We start from the raw sequence: 17,031 nt of genomic DNA on the forward strand, positions 1-17,031 counted from the left end.
CGCCGCAAGACGTCTCCATACATTGCTTTTTTAGCGAGGCAATGTGGGCAAAAGTTGACGGAAGTTTCCTGCGCCAGAAGGAAGACCAATGACTTGCGTTCATTATGGCCTTCCAACCGTTCGACTTGCCAACTTTTGCCTTCAATAAGTCTTTCGACCTGAAAAGCTTTGTGACAGCCGCCTGATCTCCGAGATCATCTCGAACCGCACAGCGCGGTCCGTAAACTGCGGAGACCATTCTTCGAGTATAATCCGTCTCAAAAGGTCTGCACCTTTCAAACTATACTCTAGCGCATTTCCGTTGGAGCATCCGCACCGATTATCGTCAATCCGGAGGTCAGAACATCGGAAACAACCTGTACCAGCCCTAGCCTGGCTAGCGACAAGTCTGGATCGTTAACCTTAATAAAACGTAAGTCCGGGTTCTCTGTGCCTCTATTCCATTGCGAATGGAACGTGCTGGCGAGGTCATAGAGATAGAAAGCAAGCCTATGCGGCTCCTGATGAATGGCGGCGGCCTCGATCAGACGCGGATATTCCGCGAGCTTACGAACGAGCGCGATTTCGCTCTCATCGGTCAGCTTGTCGAAATGCGCGGCCATGCCAACCCGGTCGAGATCGGCCAGGCCAAGCTGGTCCGCAGCCTGGCGGAAAACCGAATGGCAACGCGCGGAAGCATATTGCACGTAGAAGACCGGATTGTCCTTCGACTGTTCCGTCACCTTGGCAAAATCGAAGTCCAGCGGCGCGTCGTTCTTCCGGTAAAGCATCATGAAACGCACCGGATCGCGGCCCACTTCATCAACCACGTCGCGCAGCGTGATGAACTCGCCTGCCCGCTTCGACATGCGCACAGGCTCGCCGTCGCGGAAAAGCTTGACCAGCTGGCAGAGCAGCACCGTGAGCTTCGCCTTGCCGTCGGAAACAGCCCTTGCGACCGCCTCCAGACGCTTGACGTAACCGCCGTGGTCGGCGCCCAGCACATAGATCATCTCGTTGAAACCGCGGTCGTACTTGTCCTTGAAATAGGCAACGTCGCCCGCAAAGTAAGTGAAAGCGCCATCGGATTTCATCAGCGGACGGTCGATATCGTCGCCCACTTCGGTCGAACGGAACAGGGTCTGCTCGCGATCTTCCCAGTCCTCGGGAAGCTGACCCTTCGGCGGCGGCAGCTTGCCCTTGTAGACATGGCCCTTGAGCGTCAGGTCGTTGATTGCATTGCGAATCGCCCGGGCGTGGTCGACATGCAGCTTGCGCTCGGAGAAGAACACATCATGGTGCACGTTGAGCGCATCAAGATCGGCGCGGATCATCGCCATCATGGCATCGATCGTACGATCCTTCACCAGAGCGAGCGCTTCGGCTTCCGGCATTTCCAGAAGCTTCGTGCCGAATTCCTTTGCAAGTTCCTGACCGACCGGAACGAGATAGTCGCCCGGATAAAGGCCTGACGGGATTTCGCCGATGTTTTCGCCAAGCGCTTCACGGTAACGCACCATGACCGACCGCGCCAGCACATCGATCTGCGCACCCGCATCGTTGATGTAGTATTCCTTGACCACATCATAGCCCGCAAATTTCAGCAGATTGGCGAGAACGTCGCCCACGACCGCGCCACGGCAATGGCCGACATGCATCGGGCCGGTGGGGTTTGCCGAAACATATTCGACATTGACCTTCGTTCCGGACCCGAGCGTGGAGCGACCGAAATCCGTCCCTTCGTTCAACATCGCCGCGAGTTCGCGCTGCCAGTAGGTAGCCTTGAGACGCAGATTGATGAAGCCCGGACCGGCAACATCGACGGTTTCTACATCCTCATCCGAGGCAAGAGCTTCAGCGATGCGGCTGGCAAGTTCACGCGGGTTCTGACCGACAGCCTTGGAGAGCACCATTGCAGCATTGGTTGCAATATCGCCATGGGAAGCGTCTCGCGGCGGCTCGACACCGATGCGCGAAAGATCAAGTTCGCCACCATCTTTCGGTTTCAGATCAATATCTTGCAACGTCTTTTTGATACGTGCGTCGAAATCTGCAAAGATATTCATGGTCTGTCCTGTCAGGCTTACGCCGGGCTTGGTTTTCTCGCATTATCCAACGCAAAACCGCTTCGCACTTTTGCTGGAAATGCTTTGTTTTCTCGCATTGTCCGACGCAAAACCGCTTCGCACTTTTGCTGGAAATGCTTTGTTTTCCCGCATTGTCCGACGCAAAACCGCTTCGCACTTTTGCTGGAAATGCTTTAAATTTCCTACGGAACCCGACCAGTCTGCCGGAATTGCCGCTTCGTTTGGCCCCGATTAAGCTAAATCGGGTGTGCGGTCAAACAATCGTCGGTGTTCTCGCACGGCATAATTGTCAGTCATCCCGGCAAGATAGTCGGCAACCCGCCGCGCCCGTGCCGCCTCATCCAGCCTCTCGCAGCCCGACTGCCACTCTGGCGGCATGTGCGACGGATCGGCGAAACAGGTATCAAAAAGGTCCTGTAATATCTTGTCGGCCGCATGCCGGCGCACCACGACGCTGTCGTGGAAATAGAGGTTCTTGAACAGAAACCGCTTCAGCACCTTCTCATCCGTTCTCATGGTATCGGAAAACGCCACCAGCGGGCCCGATTGACCATGCACGTCCTCCACGCTTTGCGGCTTTGCCACGGCCAGGCGACGTTGAGCTTCCTCAATCACATCTTCCACCATGATGGTGATTTGCCTGCGCACGAGTTCATGCCCGGTGCGAACAGGATCGAGATCGGGATAGCGCGTCCGCACCAGATCGAGCAGGCGTTTCGTCAACGGCACCTCATCCAGCGCATCAAGGCTTAGCAGCCCTGCCCGCAGACCGTCATCGATATCATGGGCGTTATAGGCGATATCGTCGGCAATGGCCGCGCATTGCGCTTCCAGACTGGCAAAGCGCGTCAATTCCAGATCATAGCGTTCGTTGAAATCGAGAATCGGCAACGGAACTGGGATATCCGGATGTGTCGCATACGCGCCCAGCAGGGGGCCATTGTGCTTGACCAGTCCTTCCAGCGTTTCCCATGAAAGATTAAGGCCATCGAAATCGGCATAGCGATGCTCAAGCTTGGTCACGATTCGGAGCGACTGTGCATTGTGATCGAAGCCGCCGTAGGCTTTCATGCGTTCGTTGAGCGCCTCCTCGCCGGTATGGCCGAAGGGCGTGTGGCCGAAATCGTGGACGAGCGCCACTGCTTCGGCCAGATCTTCATCGAGCCGCAATGCGCGAGCCAAAGCGCGCGCAATCTGGGCGACCTCTATCGTGTGCGTGAGCCGGGTCCGGTAATGATCGCCCTCATGCGCGATGAAAACCTGCGTCTTGTGCTTCAGGCGGCGAAAGGCGGTGGAATGGATGATCCGGTCGCGATCCCGTTGGAATGGCGTGCGGGTCGGGCTCTCCGGCTCCGGCACCAGACGACCACGGCTCCGCGCAGGATCACAGGCATAGGGCGCGCGTTCGCGATAACCGAAGCCTATTCCTTCCAGCGACATTGCGATGCATCCCTCACTGTAATATGATTACACAAACCGGTGCGAACCCGGTACAGACATTGACTTCCGCTATTCGCGTTCATAGCTATCAGCTAATCATGAAGGCAAGTATGCGGCTATCGGAAATCTGGAGAAATAGTCCAGTTCGATATTCGCATTTGCAAACGGAACAAGGCAGATGACAGGCATTACCGTTTCAGACTCCGCAGCAAAGCGGATCGCCAAGATTCTCGGATCGGAACCGGGAAAGACTGCCCTTCGCGTTTCTGTCGAAGGCGGCGGGTGTTCCGGTTTCTCCTATAAGTACGATCTGGTCGATGAGCAGACCGACGACGACATCGTTATCGAAAAGCTCGGCGCCAAGGTGCTGATCGATTCCATTTCGGTTCCCTATATGGACGGTTCAGAAATCGATTTTGTCGATGACCTGATGGGGCAGTCGTTCCAGATACGCAATCCGAACGCCACCTCATCCTGCGGCTGCGGAACCAGCTTCGCCATCTGATCCGCGCTTGAAAGAGAAATTGGAAACCGGCTGTCGATAGGCAGCCGGTTTTTTTCATGACTGCTAGCCAGCCTCAAACCTTGACCGAAGCGACAGTCGCCTCGATATGGTCTACCAGAGCATCCGGCAGGCCGAGACGACCGGCCAGCATATCCAGATATCCGCGTTCAGCCCGGTTATCCGGGTCTATGGCAAGACGTGACGCCGTATAAAGCTCGACCTTCTGCTCCTCTGTCTGTGCGGCGGAAACCAGAACCGCGATATCGACGGGTTCGGCCAGCTCTTTCTCAAGAAATGCTTCCGCTTCATCGTCGAGGCCGGAAATCTTCACCTTCTCCATGATGCGGGCGCGCTCGGCGTCATCGATATGGCCGTCGGCCTTGGCTGCGGCAATCATCGCCTGCACCAGCGTCAGCGCAAAACTGTTGCTCATTGCTGGAGATTGCGGGTGGAACGGAGAATCGGCCGGAGGCGGCGGGAGAAGTTCAGGCTCCTTGGCAACCGGCTGTTCCGCCGTTTGCGGCGCCTGACCGGATTTGTAATTCTTGTAGGCGAGATACCCCAATCCGGCGATGGCCGCGATGCCTCCCACAGTTGCCACATTGCCCGCGAGCTTGCGCCCCGTCTTCGTGCCAAGAATGGCGGCGGCAATGGCACCGGTCGCGAGCGGGTTCTTCTTTGCCAGATCGGTCACCTGCCCGGCCTTGTCGCGGACGCTTCCCGACGTACCTGGTATTTGTGATCCCAGAAACTGTTCGAGAAGTTTCTTGGCGTCGAACATTCGAATATCTCCTGTTTGGCTCCTGTCCAGAGCAAATAGGAATGCAAAACCGCCAATACAAAGGGTCCAGTGCCGAAATATGAGCGGAAATTGAAATTGCAGCCGATGAAAAGCTGTGATGCGTGATTGCGCGCTGCTTGCCCTCGCATCCCCAAGCGCATAATCATAGCGGCATGAAAATCGCGACCTGGAACATCAACGGCGTCAAAGCCCGTATCGACAACCTCCAGCATTGGCTGAAGGAGTCCTCGCCCGATATTGCCTGCCTGCAGGAAATCAAATCGGTCGATGAGCAGTTTCCACGGCTGGAGATCGAAGCGCTCGGCTATCATGTGGAAACACATGGACAGAAAGGCTTCAACGGCGTCGCGCTTCTGTCGAAAAAATCACCCGATGAGGTCAATCGCGGTCTTCCCGGCGACGATAGCGATGAACAGGCGCGCTTCATCGAGGGCGTCTATTCGACCGACAAGGGCGTCGTCCGTGTCGTTTCGCTTTACCTGCCGAATGGCAATCCGGTGGACACGGAGAAGTTTCCATACAAGCTTTCCTGGATGCAGCGGTTGGAGCTTTGGGCCAAAGACCGCCTCGCCCTTGAAGAGCCGCTCGTGCTTGCCGGTGACTATAACGTCATTCCTGAACCGGAGGACGCCAGAAACCCCGGCCAGTGGGTTGGCGATGCGCTCTTTCAGCCGCAATCACGCCAGGCATTCCGGAGACTGGAGAATCTGGGCTTTACTGATGCCATTCGAGCATCAACAGATGATGCCGGAATTTACTCGTTCTGGGATTATCAAGCCGGTGCATGGCAGAAGAACAACGGCATTCGCATCGATCACCTGATGCTGTCGCCGGAAGCTGCCAACCGCTTCATAGCGAGTGATGTGGAAAAGCACGTCCGCGCCTGGGAAAAGCCATCCGACCATGTGCCGGTGACGATAACGCTTTCGATCTAAGGATCTGCTGCGCCCTGTGCAGACGGGCGCGATAAATCAGAAGAAGATCAGAAGTCATCTTTCGTGACATAGTCACTGGAGAGAGCGATCGCGTTACGGCGATCCGCTTCACCGGCGATGGAGAACGCCTGCTCCTGCATATCGCGTATCCACGGGCAATCTTCCGTCGGGCAGCGTTCGAAAGCTGCGGTCATCATGGCAAGGCCACGGACGGTCTTGCCAGCCTGAAACAGCATGTTGCCCAGCATAGCCTGTGCGCCAACATTGCCTTTCTTGGCGGCAAGCTGGAACCAGCGCGCGGCCTGAACGGAATTGCGTTCTCCGCCGTCACCGTCCAGCAGCATTTTTCCAAGTTCGAACTGAGCGGCGGAATCACCGAAATTCGAAGCGGCCTGCACATAGAGATTGCGCGCCATGCTCGGATTGGCATTGACCGGCGAGCCCGGAATGCCGCGCTTTACATAACCCGCAAGCGCCACGAGGGCATCAGCCACATAGGAGTCGTTTTCCGACCCCGGCTCCGAACCTTCGCGAACGATCTTTTCAAAAATCTTGTAGGCTTCGTAGTCGTTCTCAGGCACGCCGTCACCGTCGGCATACATGCGGGCCAGTTTCCACTTCGCGCCCTGATGACCACGATCCGCAGCATAACGCAGCGCCTTGATCGCCTCGTCCTTATGACCGTTCTTGTATGCGGAGAAACCGAACTTGAAGAGTTCAAACGGGCTTCTCGACTTTTCTGAATCGTCATTGAGGTCGAAAGCAAAGGCGCTGTTACAGGCAATGGCGAAGCCGAGAGCCATGGCAAGGGCGCTATATGAAAAACTGCGGATACGCATCACAACGCTGGTCTTTCACACACAGTGGAGGAAACATTCATAGAGGACAGAATGCACGCTGTTTTCGTCAAGACTGAGACCCGATCTTGGCCGAAAAAAGCCTTACCATCATTGGAAAGAATAAAAGGTACGCGAACAGGGCTGATCCTGTTTCCAATTTGTTTGCCGTGCAACAAAGCGCCCTTCGTCATTTCTGCCTGTCCTGCCGGAGCTCGCGGCTCCCAATATTTTATAGGCTTCTGCCTTTCCGCTGATCGGTGACGCCTGTTTGTGGCGGGAAATGGGCAAAATGAGCCTTCGCTGTTTCTAGCCTAAAGCATCGGTAAAGACTGTTGCTAATTGACAACAAACTGACTGTTGTTGTGACCAACAATTTACCCAAGTTGACGCGAGCCACGCGAGCTCACACTCTGTCGCAAATGAAGGATGCCATGGAGCCGGAAAGCCACCTATGAGCAAATACCGCCGCCCCTACAGGCGTCCCTATCGCCAGCCCCGCAAAAGCAACGGCATAAGTTTTCGCAGTATCTTATTGACTATATTACTTTTTTCTTTTTTAGCCCTGCTGATCGCCTATCTGCCGATCCAACCGGCACCCAGAGAGGCATTGACCGGCCCGGTCTATGTAATCGACGGCGACACAGTCATCCTTGGCAAGATCCATATACGCCTCAAGGGTATCGACGCGCCGGAGATGCAACAGCAATGCGTGCAGGGCGGCACGCCTTATGATTGCGGCAGGGAGGCTCGCAACATATTGCGATCCAGAATCGGCAAGTCCTCGATTCGCTGTGAGAAGGAAGGACGGGATCAGTATGGCCGCGAGCTGGCTCGCTGTTATCTTGCAGAAACCGATCTCAATGGCTGGATGGTCGAACAGGGATGGGCCGTCTCCTATGGCGATTATCAGCGTGAGGAAAGAGATGCGCGCCGCAGCCAGCGCGGCATATGGGCCGGAAAATTCGAGCAACCGTCACTGTGGCGCAAGGAGCATCACAACCAGCACATTGAACAGCCAATCGAGCACAAACCGCCCCTGGCTGTAATACGCGATGCGTTTACCTATATAAGGGAACACATTCGCAATCTCATTGAAATGATTTATCCCCGGAGCTGATGGAATTCATGGAAAAACTGGACGAGCTCAAACACTCGATCCGGGCTTGCCGCATCTGCCGCGACACACCGCGGTTTCAGCCGCCCTTGCCGCACGAACCCAATCCTGTCTGCATCGTCTCCGATACAGCGAAAATAGCCATTTGCGGTCAGGCTCCAGGCGTCCGGGTGCACAATACTTCGCTGCCGTTCAACGATCCGTCCGGGGATCGGCTGCGGCAATGGCTCGGCGTGTCACGCGAAGAGTTCTATGATCCGTCACGCTTCGCCATCGTTCCGATGGGCTTCTGCTTCCCCGGCTATGACAAACATGGCGGCGATCTTCCGCCGCGCCGCGAATGCCGCCAGACGTGGCATGACCACGTTTTCGCTGCGATGCCGCAGCTGGAATTCATTCTTGTTGTTGGACAATACGCCCTTGCCTATCACCTGCCCGACTATCGGGGCCGCAACCTGACTGAAACCGTGAAGAACTGGCGGCACTTCATGGAGGCCCCCAATCAGGCCGGACGAATCGCGCTGCCCCTGCCTCACCCTTCCTGGCGCAACAGCGGTTGGCTCAAGCGAAATCCGTGGTTTGACGCTGAAGTCGTGCCTGTTCTTCAGGCAAAAGTCCGTCATCTGCTGGGTGGCGATAAATAATTTTTACTCAATTCGTTTTCATCAGAATATTTTTCCTGTAACTTCGGCTCATTGCGAACCATAAGGTATGACGTTTCACCTATTCGCAAAGTTCGGGAAACGATTTCTAAAACCGGGAACGGAAACGCATGGACAGGCTAGACAGGAAGATACTGCGCTTATTGCAGGAAGACGCGACACTTGCTGTGGCAGACGTTGCCAAGAAAGTTGGCCTTTCCACAACGCCATGCTGGCGCCGCATCCAGAAACTCGAGGAAGATGGCGTCATCAAGCGCCGCGTCGCCATTCTCGATCCCGCCCGCGTTAATGCGCGGGTCACGGTGTTCGTATCGGTGCGCACAAGCTCGCACAGCCACGAATGGCTGAAGCGCTTTTCCGAAGTGGTTCAGGAATTTCCTGAAGTGATCGAATTCTACCGTATGAGCGGCGACGTCGATTATCTGCTGCGCGTGGCCGTGCCGGATATTGCCGCCTATGACGCCTTCTACAAGCGCCTGATCAGCAAGATCGAAATTCGCGACGTATCTTCATCCTTCGCCATGGAGCAGATCAAGTACACGACCGAACTGCCGCTCGATTACATGGTGCTCGACAAAGATAACAACTAGCGCAGCTCCAGTTAAAACGGAATCGAGGAACCGCTCTAAATATTTGTTTTAAAAGAAAAGCCCGCCAAAATGGCGGGCTTTTTTGATGATCTGGCGAGCGTTATTTCGCGCCGGATATTCCAGCCTGTTCGAACGTCGCCATACCGCTATGGCAAAGTGCGGCCGCCTTGACGATACCGGCAGCGAGAGCAGCGCCGGTTCCTTCACCAAGACGCATCCCCATATCGAGAAGCGGCTCCTTGCCCATCTTTTCCAGCAGCTTGCGATGGCCCGGCTCGGCGGAAACATGACCGAACAGGCAATGATCGATGGCTTCCGGATTGGCAGCATAAAGGACCGCTGCGGCAGCGCTTGCCACGAAGCCGTCGACGATGACCGGAATTTTCTCCATGCGCGCGGCCAGAATTGCGCCAGCCATGGCGGCAACTTCACGGCCGCCAAGACGGCTCAACACCTCCAGCGGATCGCCGAGATGCGTCTGATGGAGCGCAACCGCCTTACGCACGGCGGCAAGCTTGCGTTCAAGCAGTTCACCCGTCGAGCCCGTGCCTGGTCCAACCCAATCTTCCGCCGTTCCGCCGAAAAGCGCGAGCGCGATAGCCGCCGCGATCGTGGTATTGCCGATACCCATTTCGCCTATGCACAGGAGATCGGTTCCGCCAGCAATCGCTTCCATGCCAAAGGCCATGGTCGCAGCACAGGTGCGCTCATCCATGGCAGGTTCTTCTGTAATGTCCCCGGTCGGATGTTCCAGCGCCAGATCGAAAACTTTCAGGCCGAGATCGTTGGCGATGCAGATCTGGTTGATGGCAGCGCCACCGGCGGCAAAATTCTCGACCATCTGTGCCGTGACGCTTGGCGGAAACGGCGTGATATTCTTGGCCGTAACGCCGTGATTGCCAGCGAAGACCGCGACCAGCGGGCGGTTGATCTGCGGCGTGCGCTTGCCCGTCCATGCGGCAAGCCATGCCACGATCTCTTCCATGCGTCCAAGCGAGCCAGCAGGCTTGGTCAGCGTAGCTTCGCGTTCGCGGACGGCCCTTTCCGCGCCCAGATCAGGCCCCGGCAGATTGCGGATCAGTTCCCGGAAATCGTCAAAAGGTAGGCCGCTGGCGCTCATAGGTTCAGTCCAATCAATGATGGGAGGTGTAAAATCGTTGGGCTCGTCCTATAAGCACTGACGCGAATTTTCAAATCACCTCTTTGAGTTGAAGCAACATTGAGGCGAATTATCGCGAAAATCCGTTTCGGAAACAAAGTGGAACAGTCACTTGCAGCGAAATAGTCTCCTTGGCGACACGATCCGGTCTCTGGGCTTTCTAAGCCGCCTCCCGCTTCCGCGAGGCTGGTTCGAGAACGGCGATGATTCGTTGCCGCGCAATGCCCGTGCCTTTCCCCTCGCCGGAGCGGTTCTGGGCCTGCTGGCTGGCATTGTGCTTTATGCGACTCATGAAATGAAGCTGCCGCCCCTTGCCTGCGCGCTGCTCGCGATTGGCGCCTTGACGGCGATGACCGGCGCGCTTCATGAAGACGGTCTTGGCGATACAGCCGATGGCTTTTTTGGAGCCTCTTCCGCTGATCGCCGGTTGGATATCATGAAGGATTCCCGCATCGGGACTTTCGCCGCGCTCACCCTGATCATCTTTGTCGGCGTGAAAGCGTCTTTCCTTATGGAGATCATCGATCATGCGGGTGCAGGATACGCAGTGCTTGCGCTGATTGGCGGTGAAGCGGCAAGCCGCGCTGGCATGCTGGCATTCTGGCACGCCCTGCCCTCGGCGCGCCCTGGCGGGTTGTCCGACAGTGTTGGCCAGCCGCAATGGGAGACCGTGGTTTGCGGCTCGGGAATCGGGCTGGCCGTTCTTGTCTTTACACTCATGCCTTCTGGCGGCTTCCTCTCGCTCATCAATGCGCTGGTGTTGGTGACCGTCCTGCTTTTCGGCTTTGCTCGACTTTGCATGGCAAAAATAGGCGGACAAACGGGCGACACTCTGGGCGCGGCACAGCAGATCGGTTCGATTGCCGTTCTCGCCGGGCTTGTCATGGCCCTTTGATGCAACCACATTGCACCCATGGACACGACAACCATCGAATCCCCGTGCATATTGGTCTGCACGATCGACACCGAAACCGGCTTCTGCCTCGGCTGCGCGCGGACGCTGGATGAGATCGCACGCTGGTCCAGCATGAGCGCGGAAGAGCGAATGGCCGTCCTGTCCCTTCTCGCCGACAGGCATGAGACCATCGTAGAAAAGAGAATTGGCTGATGGGGCGCTTTTTCTGGCTCATTATTGCGGCAGTCGCGATTGTTGTGCTGCTGCTGATGTCCAACAATGACGGCGGTTCAACGCTGGGCATGGACAATGACGTGTTTGCCCGCGCAGCCTATCTGGGCATATGGGGCGTCGTGCTTGCCGCCGGTCTGCTCGGCTCCGGCATCAAGCTGACCGACTTTGCACGCAACATGGCCATGTGGGCCGTGATCATTCTCGGCCTCGTTGCGGGCTACCAATACCGTTACGAGTTGCAGGATGTTGCAAGCCGGGTCACGGCTGGATTGATCCCCGGAAGCCCTATCTCGGGCCGCAATGCCGATGGCGCGCTGACTGTAACGCTTGCAAAGGCCGCAAACGGCCATTTCGAAGTGAATGGACGTGTGAACGGCGAACGCGTTCACTTTCTGGTCGATACCGGCGCATCATCGGTCGTCCTGTCACAGCAAGATGCGGAGCGCGCAGGCATAGACACGGCCTCGCTCAACTATTCCGTTCCGATCATGACGGCCAATGGCACGGCAAGCGCGGCAGTCATCACTATTGCGACTTTGCAGATTGGCGATATCGAACGCCAGAATGTGCGCGCCATGGTGACCAGGGAAGGTCTGATGACCGGCAGCCTGCTCGGCATGAATTTCCTGCAAACACTCGGCGGTTTCACCGTCCGGGGCGACCAGCTTATTCTAATTGATTAAGCTGCTTCTGCTGCCGCTTCAGTCACCACCGCATAGGCCTGACGCAGAACATCGCTGGTTGCTCCCGGCTTGGTGGCATCCGTCGAAAGAATCTGCCGCCAGCGCCGTGCACCCGGCTGTCCGGTGAAAAGCCCCACCATATGGCGGCTCACATGGGAAAGCCTGCCGCCTGCTGCGATGTGGCGATCAATATAGGCGCACATATCATCGATGATGTCCGCCATGGCAATTTGCCCCTTCTCAACCCCATACAGACGCGCATCCACCTCTGCGAGAAGTTCGGGGTTATGATAAGCAGCGCGGCCCAGCATCACCGCATCGACCTTCCGCAAATGCGCTTGCGCCTCATCCAGCGTATTGATGCCGCCGTTGATGCCGACGAAAACATCGCTCAGCCGCTCCTTGAGGCGGTAGACACGATCGTAGTCGAGCGGCGGAATCTCGCGGTTTTCCTTAGGCGACAACCCTTTGAGCCAGGCCTTGCGAGCGTGGACCCAAAGCGCGTCCGCTCCCGCGGCAAGCGTGAGATCGGCCAAAGTATCGAGCGCAACCTCCACATCCTGATCGTCAACGCCGATACGGCATTTGACGGTAACGGGTATGGAAACCGCCTCTTTCATTGCTGAAACACAGCGCGCCACCACATCCGGCGTCTGCATGAGGCACGCTCCGAATGTGCCTGACTGTACGCGGTCCGACGGGCAACCGACATTGAGATTGATTTCATCATAGCCGTAATCGGCGCCGATCTTCGCCGCCTCTGTCAGCTTTACCGGGTCGGAACCGCCGAGTTGCAGCGCCACGGGATGTTCGGCTGCGTCGAAGCCGAGCAGCCGGTCACGCGGGCCATGAATGATGGCGTCTGCCACGACCATTTCGGTATAGAGCAATGCGTGTCTGGAAAAGAGCCTGTGAAAATAACGGCAATGCCTGTCAGACCAATCGATCATCGGCGCAACCGCAAAGCGGATATCGGGATAGTTGCAGCTTTTTGATTTTATTTCAGTCATTTATACAACAATCCTGAGAATGCGATTCAGTCGCAATCGGCGCTTTCGGCATTTATTTAAATTCGGAAGGGTGCCAAAAGCCACAATTGATCGAAATGATCAAGTTTCGCCGCTATCGCGGTCACCAGCGCTTTATATAGTGAAGCGCAGAAAAATTCACACCAGAGACAAAGTCTGCTCCCTCCACGACTGTCTTCTCGTTCAAGACGCACTATGATTGAGTGCAGAAGCATTCTCCCGATTCTCATCTGCGCGAGCATTTCCTGTTTTGAAAATGCTCTATCTTTCTGTTTTATGCATGTCTTTATCCCGAAACCGGTTCCCACTTTCGGGAGACATGCTCCAGTTCAAGGAAATTCGGCGTGACCTCCTTTTCCCCTTTCGGCAAATCATTCGATGCGTTTCTGTTCGACATGGACGGCACGATATTGAGTTCCATCGAGGCAACCGAACGGGTGTGGGCCGAATGGGCGATACGCCACGGCATCGATCCGGTTACGTTCCTGCCGACCATCCACGGTGTTCGCGCAGTGGAAACTGTCCGCCGCCTTGCCCTGCCGGGTGTCGACCCGATCCGCGAGGCGGAAATATTGCTTCAGGCCGAGATGGCGGATCTGGAAGGCATCGCGCCCATCGACGGCGCCCATGAGTTTCTGAGCGCGCTGCCGGAAGATCGCTGGGCAATTGTAACCTCGGCGCCGCTCGAACTGGCGCGCCGTCGCATCGCTGCCGCCGGGTTGCCGATGCCGAAGACGATTGTTTCCGCCGAAGACGTGGAGCGTGGCAAGCCAAGCCCTGAATGCTTCCAGCTCGGAGCGAAACGTCTTGGCTTCGATGCGCGTGATTGCCTTGTGTTCGAGGATGCCCCAGCCGGTATCGTTGCCGGAGAAACTGCCGGTGCGAGCGTCGTCGTGGTGACGGCAACGCACCCGCATTCCCCGAAAACATCCCATCTCAGCATTGAAAGCTATCGCTATCTTCGACTCGACATTCTGGACGATGGCAAGCTGGCGCTGGAACCGACCACGCCAATCTCGGTGGGTTAAATAACCCGCCGTCCTTCCCGCCAGACGGTGCGGATGATCGGAACATGGTCGGCGATCTGCACCCGAACCAGATCGGCCCGCTTGCCCGCAACGATCTCGCCGCGATCATCCAGCCCTACCGCTTTGGCAGGGTTGGCCGAAACCAGCCGAATGGCTTGCGGCAGTGAGATATTCGGGACGACATCCGCGAGGAAAAACGCTGATTGCATCATGCTGGCCGGGATGTAGTCCGACGAAATAATGTCGAGATTTCCAGCTTCGGCCAGTTCGCGCGCGGAGACATTTCCCGAATGCGAACCGCCGCGCACGACATTTGGCGCGCCCATGAGAACCGACATTCCGGACTCCTTTGACGCCTTCGCAGCCGTGTGTGTCGTGGGAAATTCCGCAACCTTTATTCCCTGCGCCTGCGCTTCCGCCACATGGTCCACCGTCGCGTCATCATGGCTTGCCAGAATAACGCCGCGCTGGTGGCAGAGGTCAGCAATCGCCTTGCGCGTTGGCGCTGAATATTGCTGCGATTGCCCGATACGCCGCTCGCAATAGAGCCTGAACTCTTCTTCCGAGAATTTCAGCTTGCGGATGAAATAGGTCTTGTAGGTCTCGATATCCGTAAACTGACGCTGTCCCGGCGCATGGTCCATCAGGGATACCAGCCTGACCAGCGGCTGAGCGCCGAATTTTTCAAAGGCCGGAAGGCAGTCGGGTGCCGAAACCTCACAACGCAAATGCAGGAAATGGTCGGCGCGCAAGCGGCCAGCCGCGCGGCCCTCGGCAATCGCCGAAGAAAGCTTGCGCATATCGTCGATACCTGTCTCGGCATCGTCATCGAAGCCGATGCGCAATGCGTCGAAAACAGTGGTGATCCCGGAGGCGGCAATCTGGGCGTCATGCGCCTGCACGGCGGCAATCGGGTTCCAGCGCACTTTTGGACGCGGAGCATAGTGCCCTTCGAGATGATCCGTGTGCAGCTCTACCAGTCCGGGCGTCAGGAAATCGCCTTCCATATCCTCGCCGAGGCTTGATGCGCCGGTAGAGATATCGGCAATCTTGCCATCCACGAGCTTCAGGGAACCGAGCACGACATCGTCGGCAAGCACGATGCGGGCGTTGCGCAAAACCGTTTCATTTCCCATCGGTTACGGCCTCCCAACCGCTCGTGAGGCCCGGGCCGATGTAACCTTGCCGCCGGTCAGAGGATGCAGCGAATGTATCTCGAAAGGAGCACCTTTCTCAGGTTCCACGAACAAAGCGAGGTTCGCAACCTCCACGGCATCGCCCAGCAGCGGCGTGAAGAAGTCGTCCAGCGTTCGCTCCACGCGGGCGCGGTCTTTCTCTTCCACCGGGCCGGTCAGCGTCATATGAAAGCGGAACTCCTCAAAAACATAAGGATAGCCCCAGCGCTCGATATTGTGCCGCTGTGCCTCGCTGAGGCGCTCCGGCCGTCGCTTCGCAATTTCCGCCTCGTTGAGCGGGGCGCGAAACCGGTCGAAAGCAACGACGACATCATTGGCGAGCTGGTTCAATTCGGCAACCGGCTCTTCCGGCACAAGCGCGAAGAACGGCCCGATTGCGTGCAGCTTGAGACGCGGAATGATGACGGGCGACGCCGACGAGGCGAAATGCATCAAGGCCGAAAGCAGGTCGTTTTCGGCGTGTTGCTCATCCAGACGAAACGGAGCCTTCATCGTCGCATGAAAACCGTAGCGGCGCGGCTCTTCGGTCAGCCGGACGATTTCATCGGTCGCAAGCGAGCGAATCGCAGGCATCTTGACCGGCTCGCCGCTGAACGCATTGCGCCCGAGCCAGTTCGCGGCAACCTTCAAAAGCGCATCATTGGATGGCGGCGTGAAATAAATCGCATAACGCATGTCAAATCCTTAGGCGAGGTTCGCGACACGGCGTCAGCGGAACTCCAAAATATCAACGAGAGCATTTCCCGATTCTAAGGGCGATGCGGTCGGCGGATGCTTACACAATGAATGTGGCAAGTCGATAAAGGTCACATGACACTGCTGACGAAATGCCGACAAACCGATTTTACATGGGCGAAAATTAGTATAGGCGTTAGCCCCGTTTCAAGCGAGGAGACTGACATGGGCGGATTTGCATCTATCGGCGAATGCATGATCGAGCTTTCGGGCAACGAAGGCGACCAGTGGCGCATGGGGTTTGCGGGCGATACGCTCAACACTGCGTGGTACATGCGGGCGCTGATGGAAAAATCCTATCCCGTCGAATATGTAACCGCGTTCGGCCAGGACAGTTTTTCCCAGAAACAACGTGTGTTCCTGACCTCCAACGGTATCGGTATAGCCCATAGCCCGATCATCGACGGGCTGCATCCCGGCCTTTACGCCATCACGCTCACCGGTGCCGAGCGCTCCTTCACCTATTGGCGCAGCGACGCTGCTGCAAGGCGTCTGGCCAGTGACCGCGACGCGCTGGAAAAGAGCCTGACCGGCCGCGACATCATCTATTTTTCCGGCATTTCGGTCGCCATCATCCTGCCCGAGCATCGCGACACGTTTTTCGATGTCCTGCGCCAATGCCGCGCCGCCGGTTCGCGCATTGCCTTCGACCCGAATTTCCGGCACCAGCTATGGCCGGACCGCAAGGCCGCACAGGATATCATCAGCGAAGCAATGCGCATCGCCGATATTGCCCTGCCCACCTTCCCGGACGAACAGGCGCTGTTCGGCGACAAGGATGCCAGCGCCTGCGCTGACCGCCTTGCCGCACTTGGCGTAAAGGAAATCGTCGTCAAGGATGGCACGGAACCGGCCCTGCTTGTCGCCGACGGTGAAAGAGTGCTGGTGCCATCCGTCGTTGCGCAAGCTGTCGACACGACGGGCGCAGGCGACAGTTTCAACGGCGCCTATCTCGCTGCGCGCCTGAACGGGCTTTCTCCCGTGGAAGCAGCCCGCAAGGCGCACTTGGTTGCGGCCCGCGTGGTCGAGATACGCGGCGCGCTTGCTCCAATGGAAACCGCACGCGCCGCTTTTGCTGATTGATCAAAGCATGTCTCCCCAACGTGGGCCCCGGTTTGGG

18 protein-coding genes are annotated in these 17,031 nt (G+C 57.0%); 10 read left to right on the top strand and 8 right to left on the bottom strand.

From position 1 onward, the window contains the following. Positions 1-287 precede the first annotated feature (287 nt). Together argS and AC0TOF_RS06215 are read right to left on the bottom strand one after the other, a co-directional pair. Positions 288-2,045 (bottom strand): arginine--tRNA ligase, encoded by a 1,758-nt coding sequence (gene argS / locus AC0TOF_RS06210; protein WP_122000163.1) that lies wholly within the window; start codon positions 2,043-2,045, stop codon positions 288-290. Positions 2,046-2,297: 252 nt separating this feature from the next. Further along, positions 2,298-3,506 (bottom strand): deoxyguanosinetriphosphate triphosphohydrolase, encoded by a 1,209-nt coding sequence (locus AC0TOF_RS06215; protein WP_473767567.1) that lies wholly within the window; start codon positions 3,504-3,506, stop codon positions 2,298-2,300. Between the two features lie 178 nt (positions 3,507-3,684). Between AC0TOF_RS06215 and erpA the strand changes: the two genes are divergently transcribed. Next, entirely contained in the window at positions 3,685-4,011 is a 327-nt protein-coding gene (gene erpA / locus AC0TOF_RS06220) for an iron-sulfur cluster insertion protein ErpA (protein WP_112587952.1), read from the top strand. A gap of 73 nt (positions 4,012-4,084) precedes the next feature. Here erpA and AC0TOF_RS06225 read toward each other — a convergent pair whose 3' ends face one another. Continuing rightward, positions 4,085-4,792 (bottom strand): tellurite resistance TerB family protein, encoded by a 708-nt coding sequence (locus AC0TOF_RS06225; protein WP_122000161.1) that lies wholly within the window; start codon positions 4,790-4,792, stop codon positions 4,085-4,087. 173 nt (positions 4,793-4,965) lie between these two features. Here AC0TOF_RS06225 and xth point away from each other — a divergent pair, with 173 nt between their 5' ends. Beyond that, complete coding sequence (gene xth, locus AC0TOF_RS06230; protein WP_473767568.1) at positions 4,966-5,748, top strand: exodeoxyribonuclease III; 783 nt, start codon at positions 4,966-4,968, stop codon at positions 5,746-5,748. A gap of 47 nt (positions 5,749-5,795) precedes the next feature. Here xth and AC0TOF_RS06235 read toward each other — a convergent pair whose 3' ends face one another. Beyond that, the gene (locus tag AC0TOF_RS06235; RefSeq protein ID WP_122000159.1) at positions 5,796-6,587 is read right to left on the bottom strand and encodes a tetratricopeptide repeat protein; all 792 of its coding nucleotides are present in this window, start codon (positions 6,585-6,587) and stop codon (positions 5,796-5,798) included. A 451-nt stretch (positions 6,588-7,038) separates the two neighbouring features. Here AC0TOF_RS06235 and AC0TOF_RS06240 point away from each other — a divergent pair, with 451 nt between their 5' ends. The 3 genes from AC0TOF_RS06240 to AC0TOF_RS06250 all read left to right on the top strand — a co-directional run bounded on the left by AC0TOF_RS06240 (position 7,039) and on the right by AC0TOF_RS06250 (position 8,953). Continuing rightward, positions 7,039-7,704, top strand: a complete 666-nt coding sequence (locus AC0TOF_RS06240; RefSeq protein WP_473767569.1) for a thermonuclease family protein — start codon at positions 7,039-7,041, stop codon at positions 7,702-7,704. Beyond that, entirely contained in the window at positions 7,704-8,345 is a 642-nt protein-coding gene (locus AC0TOF_RS06245; RefSeq protein ID WP_122000157.1) for a uracil-DNA glycosylase family protein, read from the top strand. The genes AC0TOF_RS06240 and AC0TOF_RS06245 overlap by 1 nt, the downstream gene beginning before the upstream one ends. 128 nt (positions 8,346-8,473) lie before the next feature. Further along, positions 8,474-8,953, top strand: a complete 480-nt coding sequence (locus AC0TOF_RS06250) for an Lrp/AsnC family transcriptional regulator (RefSeq protein ID WP_122000156.1) — start codon at positions 8,474-8,476, stop codon at positions 8,951-8,953. A 100-nt stretch (positions 8,954-9,053) separates the two neighbouring features. Here AC0TOF_RS06250 and cobT read toward each other — a convergent pair whose 3' ends face one another. Further along, the gene (cobT, locus tag AC0TOF_RS06255; RefSeq protein ID WP_473767570.1) at positions 9,054-10,073 is read right to left on the bottom strand and encodes a nicotinate-nucleotide--dimethylbenzimidazole phosphoribosyltransferase; all 1,020 of its coding nucleotides are present in this window, start codon (positions 10,071-10,073) and stop codon (positions 9,054-9,056) included. 151 nt (positions 10,074-10,224) lie between these two features. Between cobT and AC0TOF_RS06260 the strand changes: the two genes are divergently transcribed. From AC0TOF_RS06260 to AC0TOF_RS06270, 3 genes are read left to right on the top strand one after another with little or no spacing between them, the layout of a single operon-like run. Beyond that, positions 10,225-11,007 (top strand): adenosylcobinamide-GDP ribazoletransferase, encoded by a 783-nt coding sequence (locus AC0TOF_RS06260; protein WP_473767571.1) that lies wholly within the window; start codon positions 10,225-10,227, stop codon positions 11,005-11,007. An 18-nt stretch (positions 11,008-11,025) separates the two neighbouring features. Next, on the top strand, positions 11,026-11,220 hold the full coding sequence (locus AC0TOF_RS06265; protein ID WP_122000153.1) for a DUF1289 domain-containing protein: 195 nt from the start codon (positions 11,026-11,028) through the stop codon (positions 11,218-11,220). Beyond that, positions 11,220-11,924, top strand: a complete 705-nt coding sequence (locus tag AC0TOF_RS06270) for a retropepsin-like aspartic protease family protein (protein ID WP_122000152.1) — start codon at positions 11,220-11,222, stop codon at positions 11,922-11,924. The genes AC0TOF_RS06265 and AC0TOF_RS06270 overlap by 1 nt, the downstream gene beginning before the upstream one ends. On the opposite strand, the gene dusA is transcribed toward AC0TOF_RS06270, so the two are convergent. Beyond that, complete coding sequence (gene dusA / locus AC0TOF_RS06275; RefSeq protein ID WP_473767572.1) at positions 11,921-12,934, bottom strand: tRNA dihydrouridine(20/20a) synthase DusA; 1,014 nt, start codon at positions 12,932-12,934, stop codon at positions 11,921-11,923. The two genes, AC0TOF_RS06270 and dusA, sit on opposite strands and share 4 nt — an antisense overlap. A 362-nt stretch (positions 12,935-13,296) precedes the next feature. On the opposite strand from dusA, the gene AC0TOF_RS06280 reads away from it, so the two are divergent. After that, on the top strand, positions 13,297-13,980 hold the full coding sequence (locus tag AC0TOF_RS06280; RefSeq protein ID WP_122000150.1) for an HAD family hydrolase: 684 nt from the start codon (positions 13,297-13,299) through the stop codon (positions 13,978-13,980). Here the strand turns inward: AC0TOF_RS06280 and AC0TOF_RS06285 are convergent. After that, positions 13,977-15,116 carry an alpha-D-ribose 1-methylphosphonate 5-triphosphate diphosphatase gene (locus tag AC0TOF_RS06285; protein WP_473767573.1) on the bottom strand — a complete coding sequence of 380 codons (1,140 nt, stop codon included), beginning with the start codon at positions 15,114-15,116 and terminating at the stop codon, positions 13,977-13,979. The two genes, AC0TOF_RS06280 and AC0TOF_RS06285, sit on opposite strands and share 4 nt — an antisense overlap. Before the next feature lie 3 nt (positions 15,117-15,119). After that, a complete protein-coding gene (locus tag AC0TOF_RS06290; protein WP_473767574.1) occupies positions 15,120-15,851 on the bottom strand; it encodes a DUF1045 domain-containing protein in 732 nt (243 codons plus the stop codon). A 225-nt stretch (positions 15,852-16,076) separates the two neighbouring features. Here AC0TOF_RS06290 and AC0TOF_RS06295 point away from each other — a divergent pair, with 225 nt between their 5' ends. Then, positions 16,077-16,994, top strand: a complete 918-nt coding sequence (locus AC0TOF_RS06295) for a sugar kinase (RefSeq protein ID WP_473767575.1) — start codon at positions 16,077-16,079, stop codon at positions 16,992-16,994. Positions 16,995-17,031: the final 37 nt, after the last annotated feature.

Source organism: Ochrobactrum sp. PL_is501, assembly GCF_055816895.1.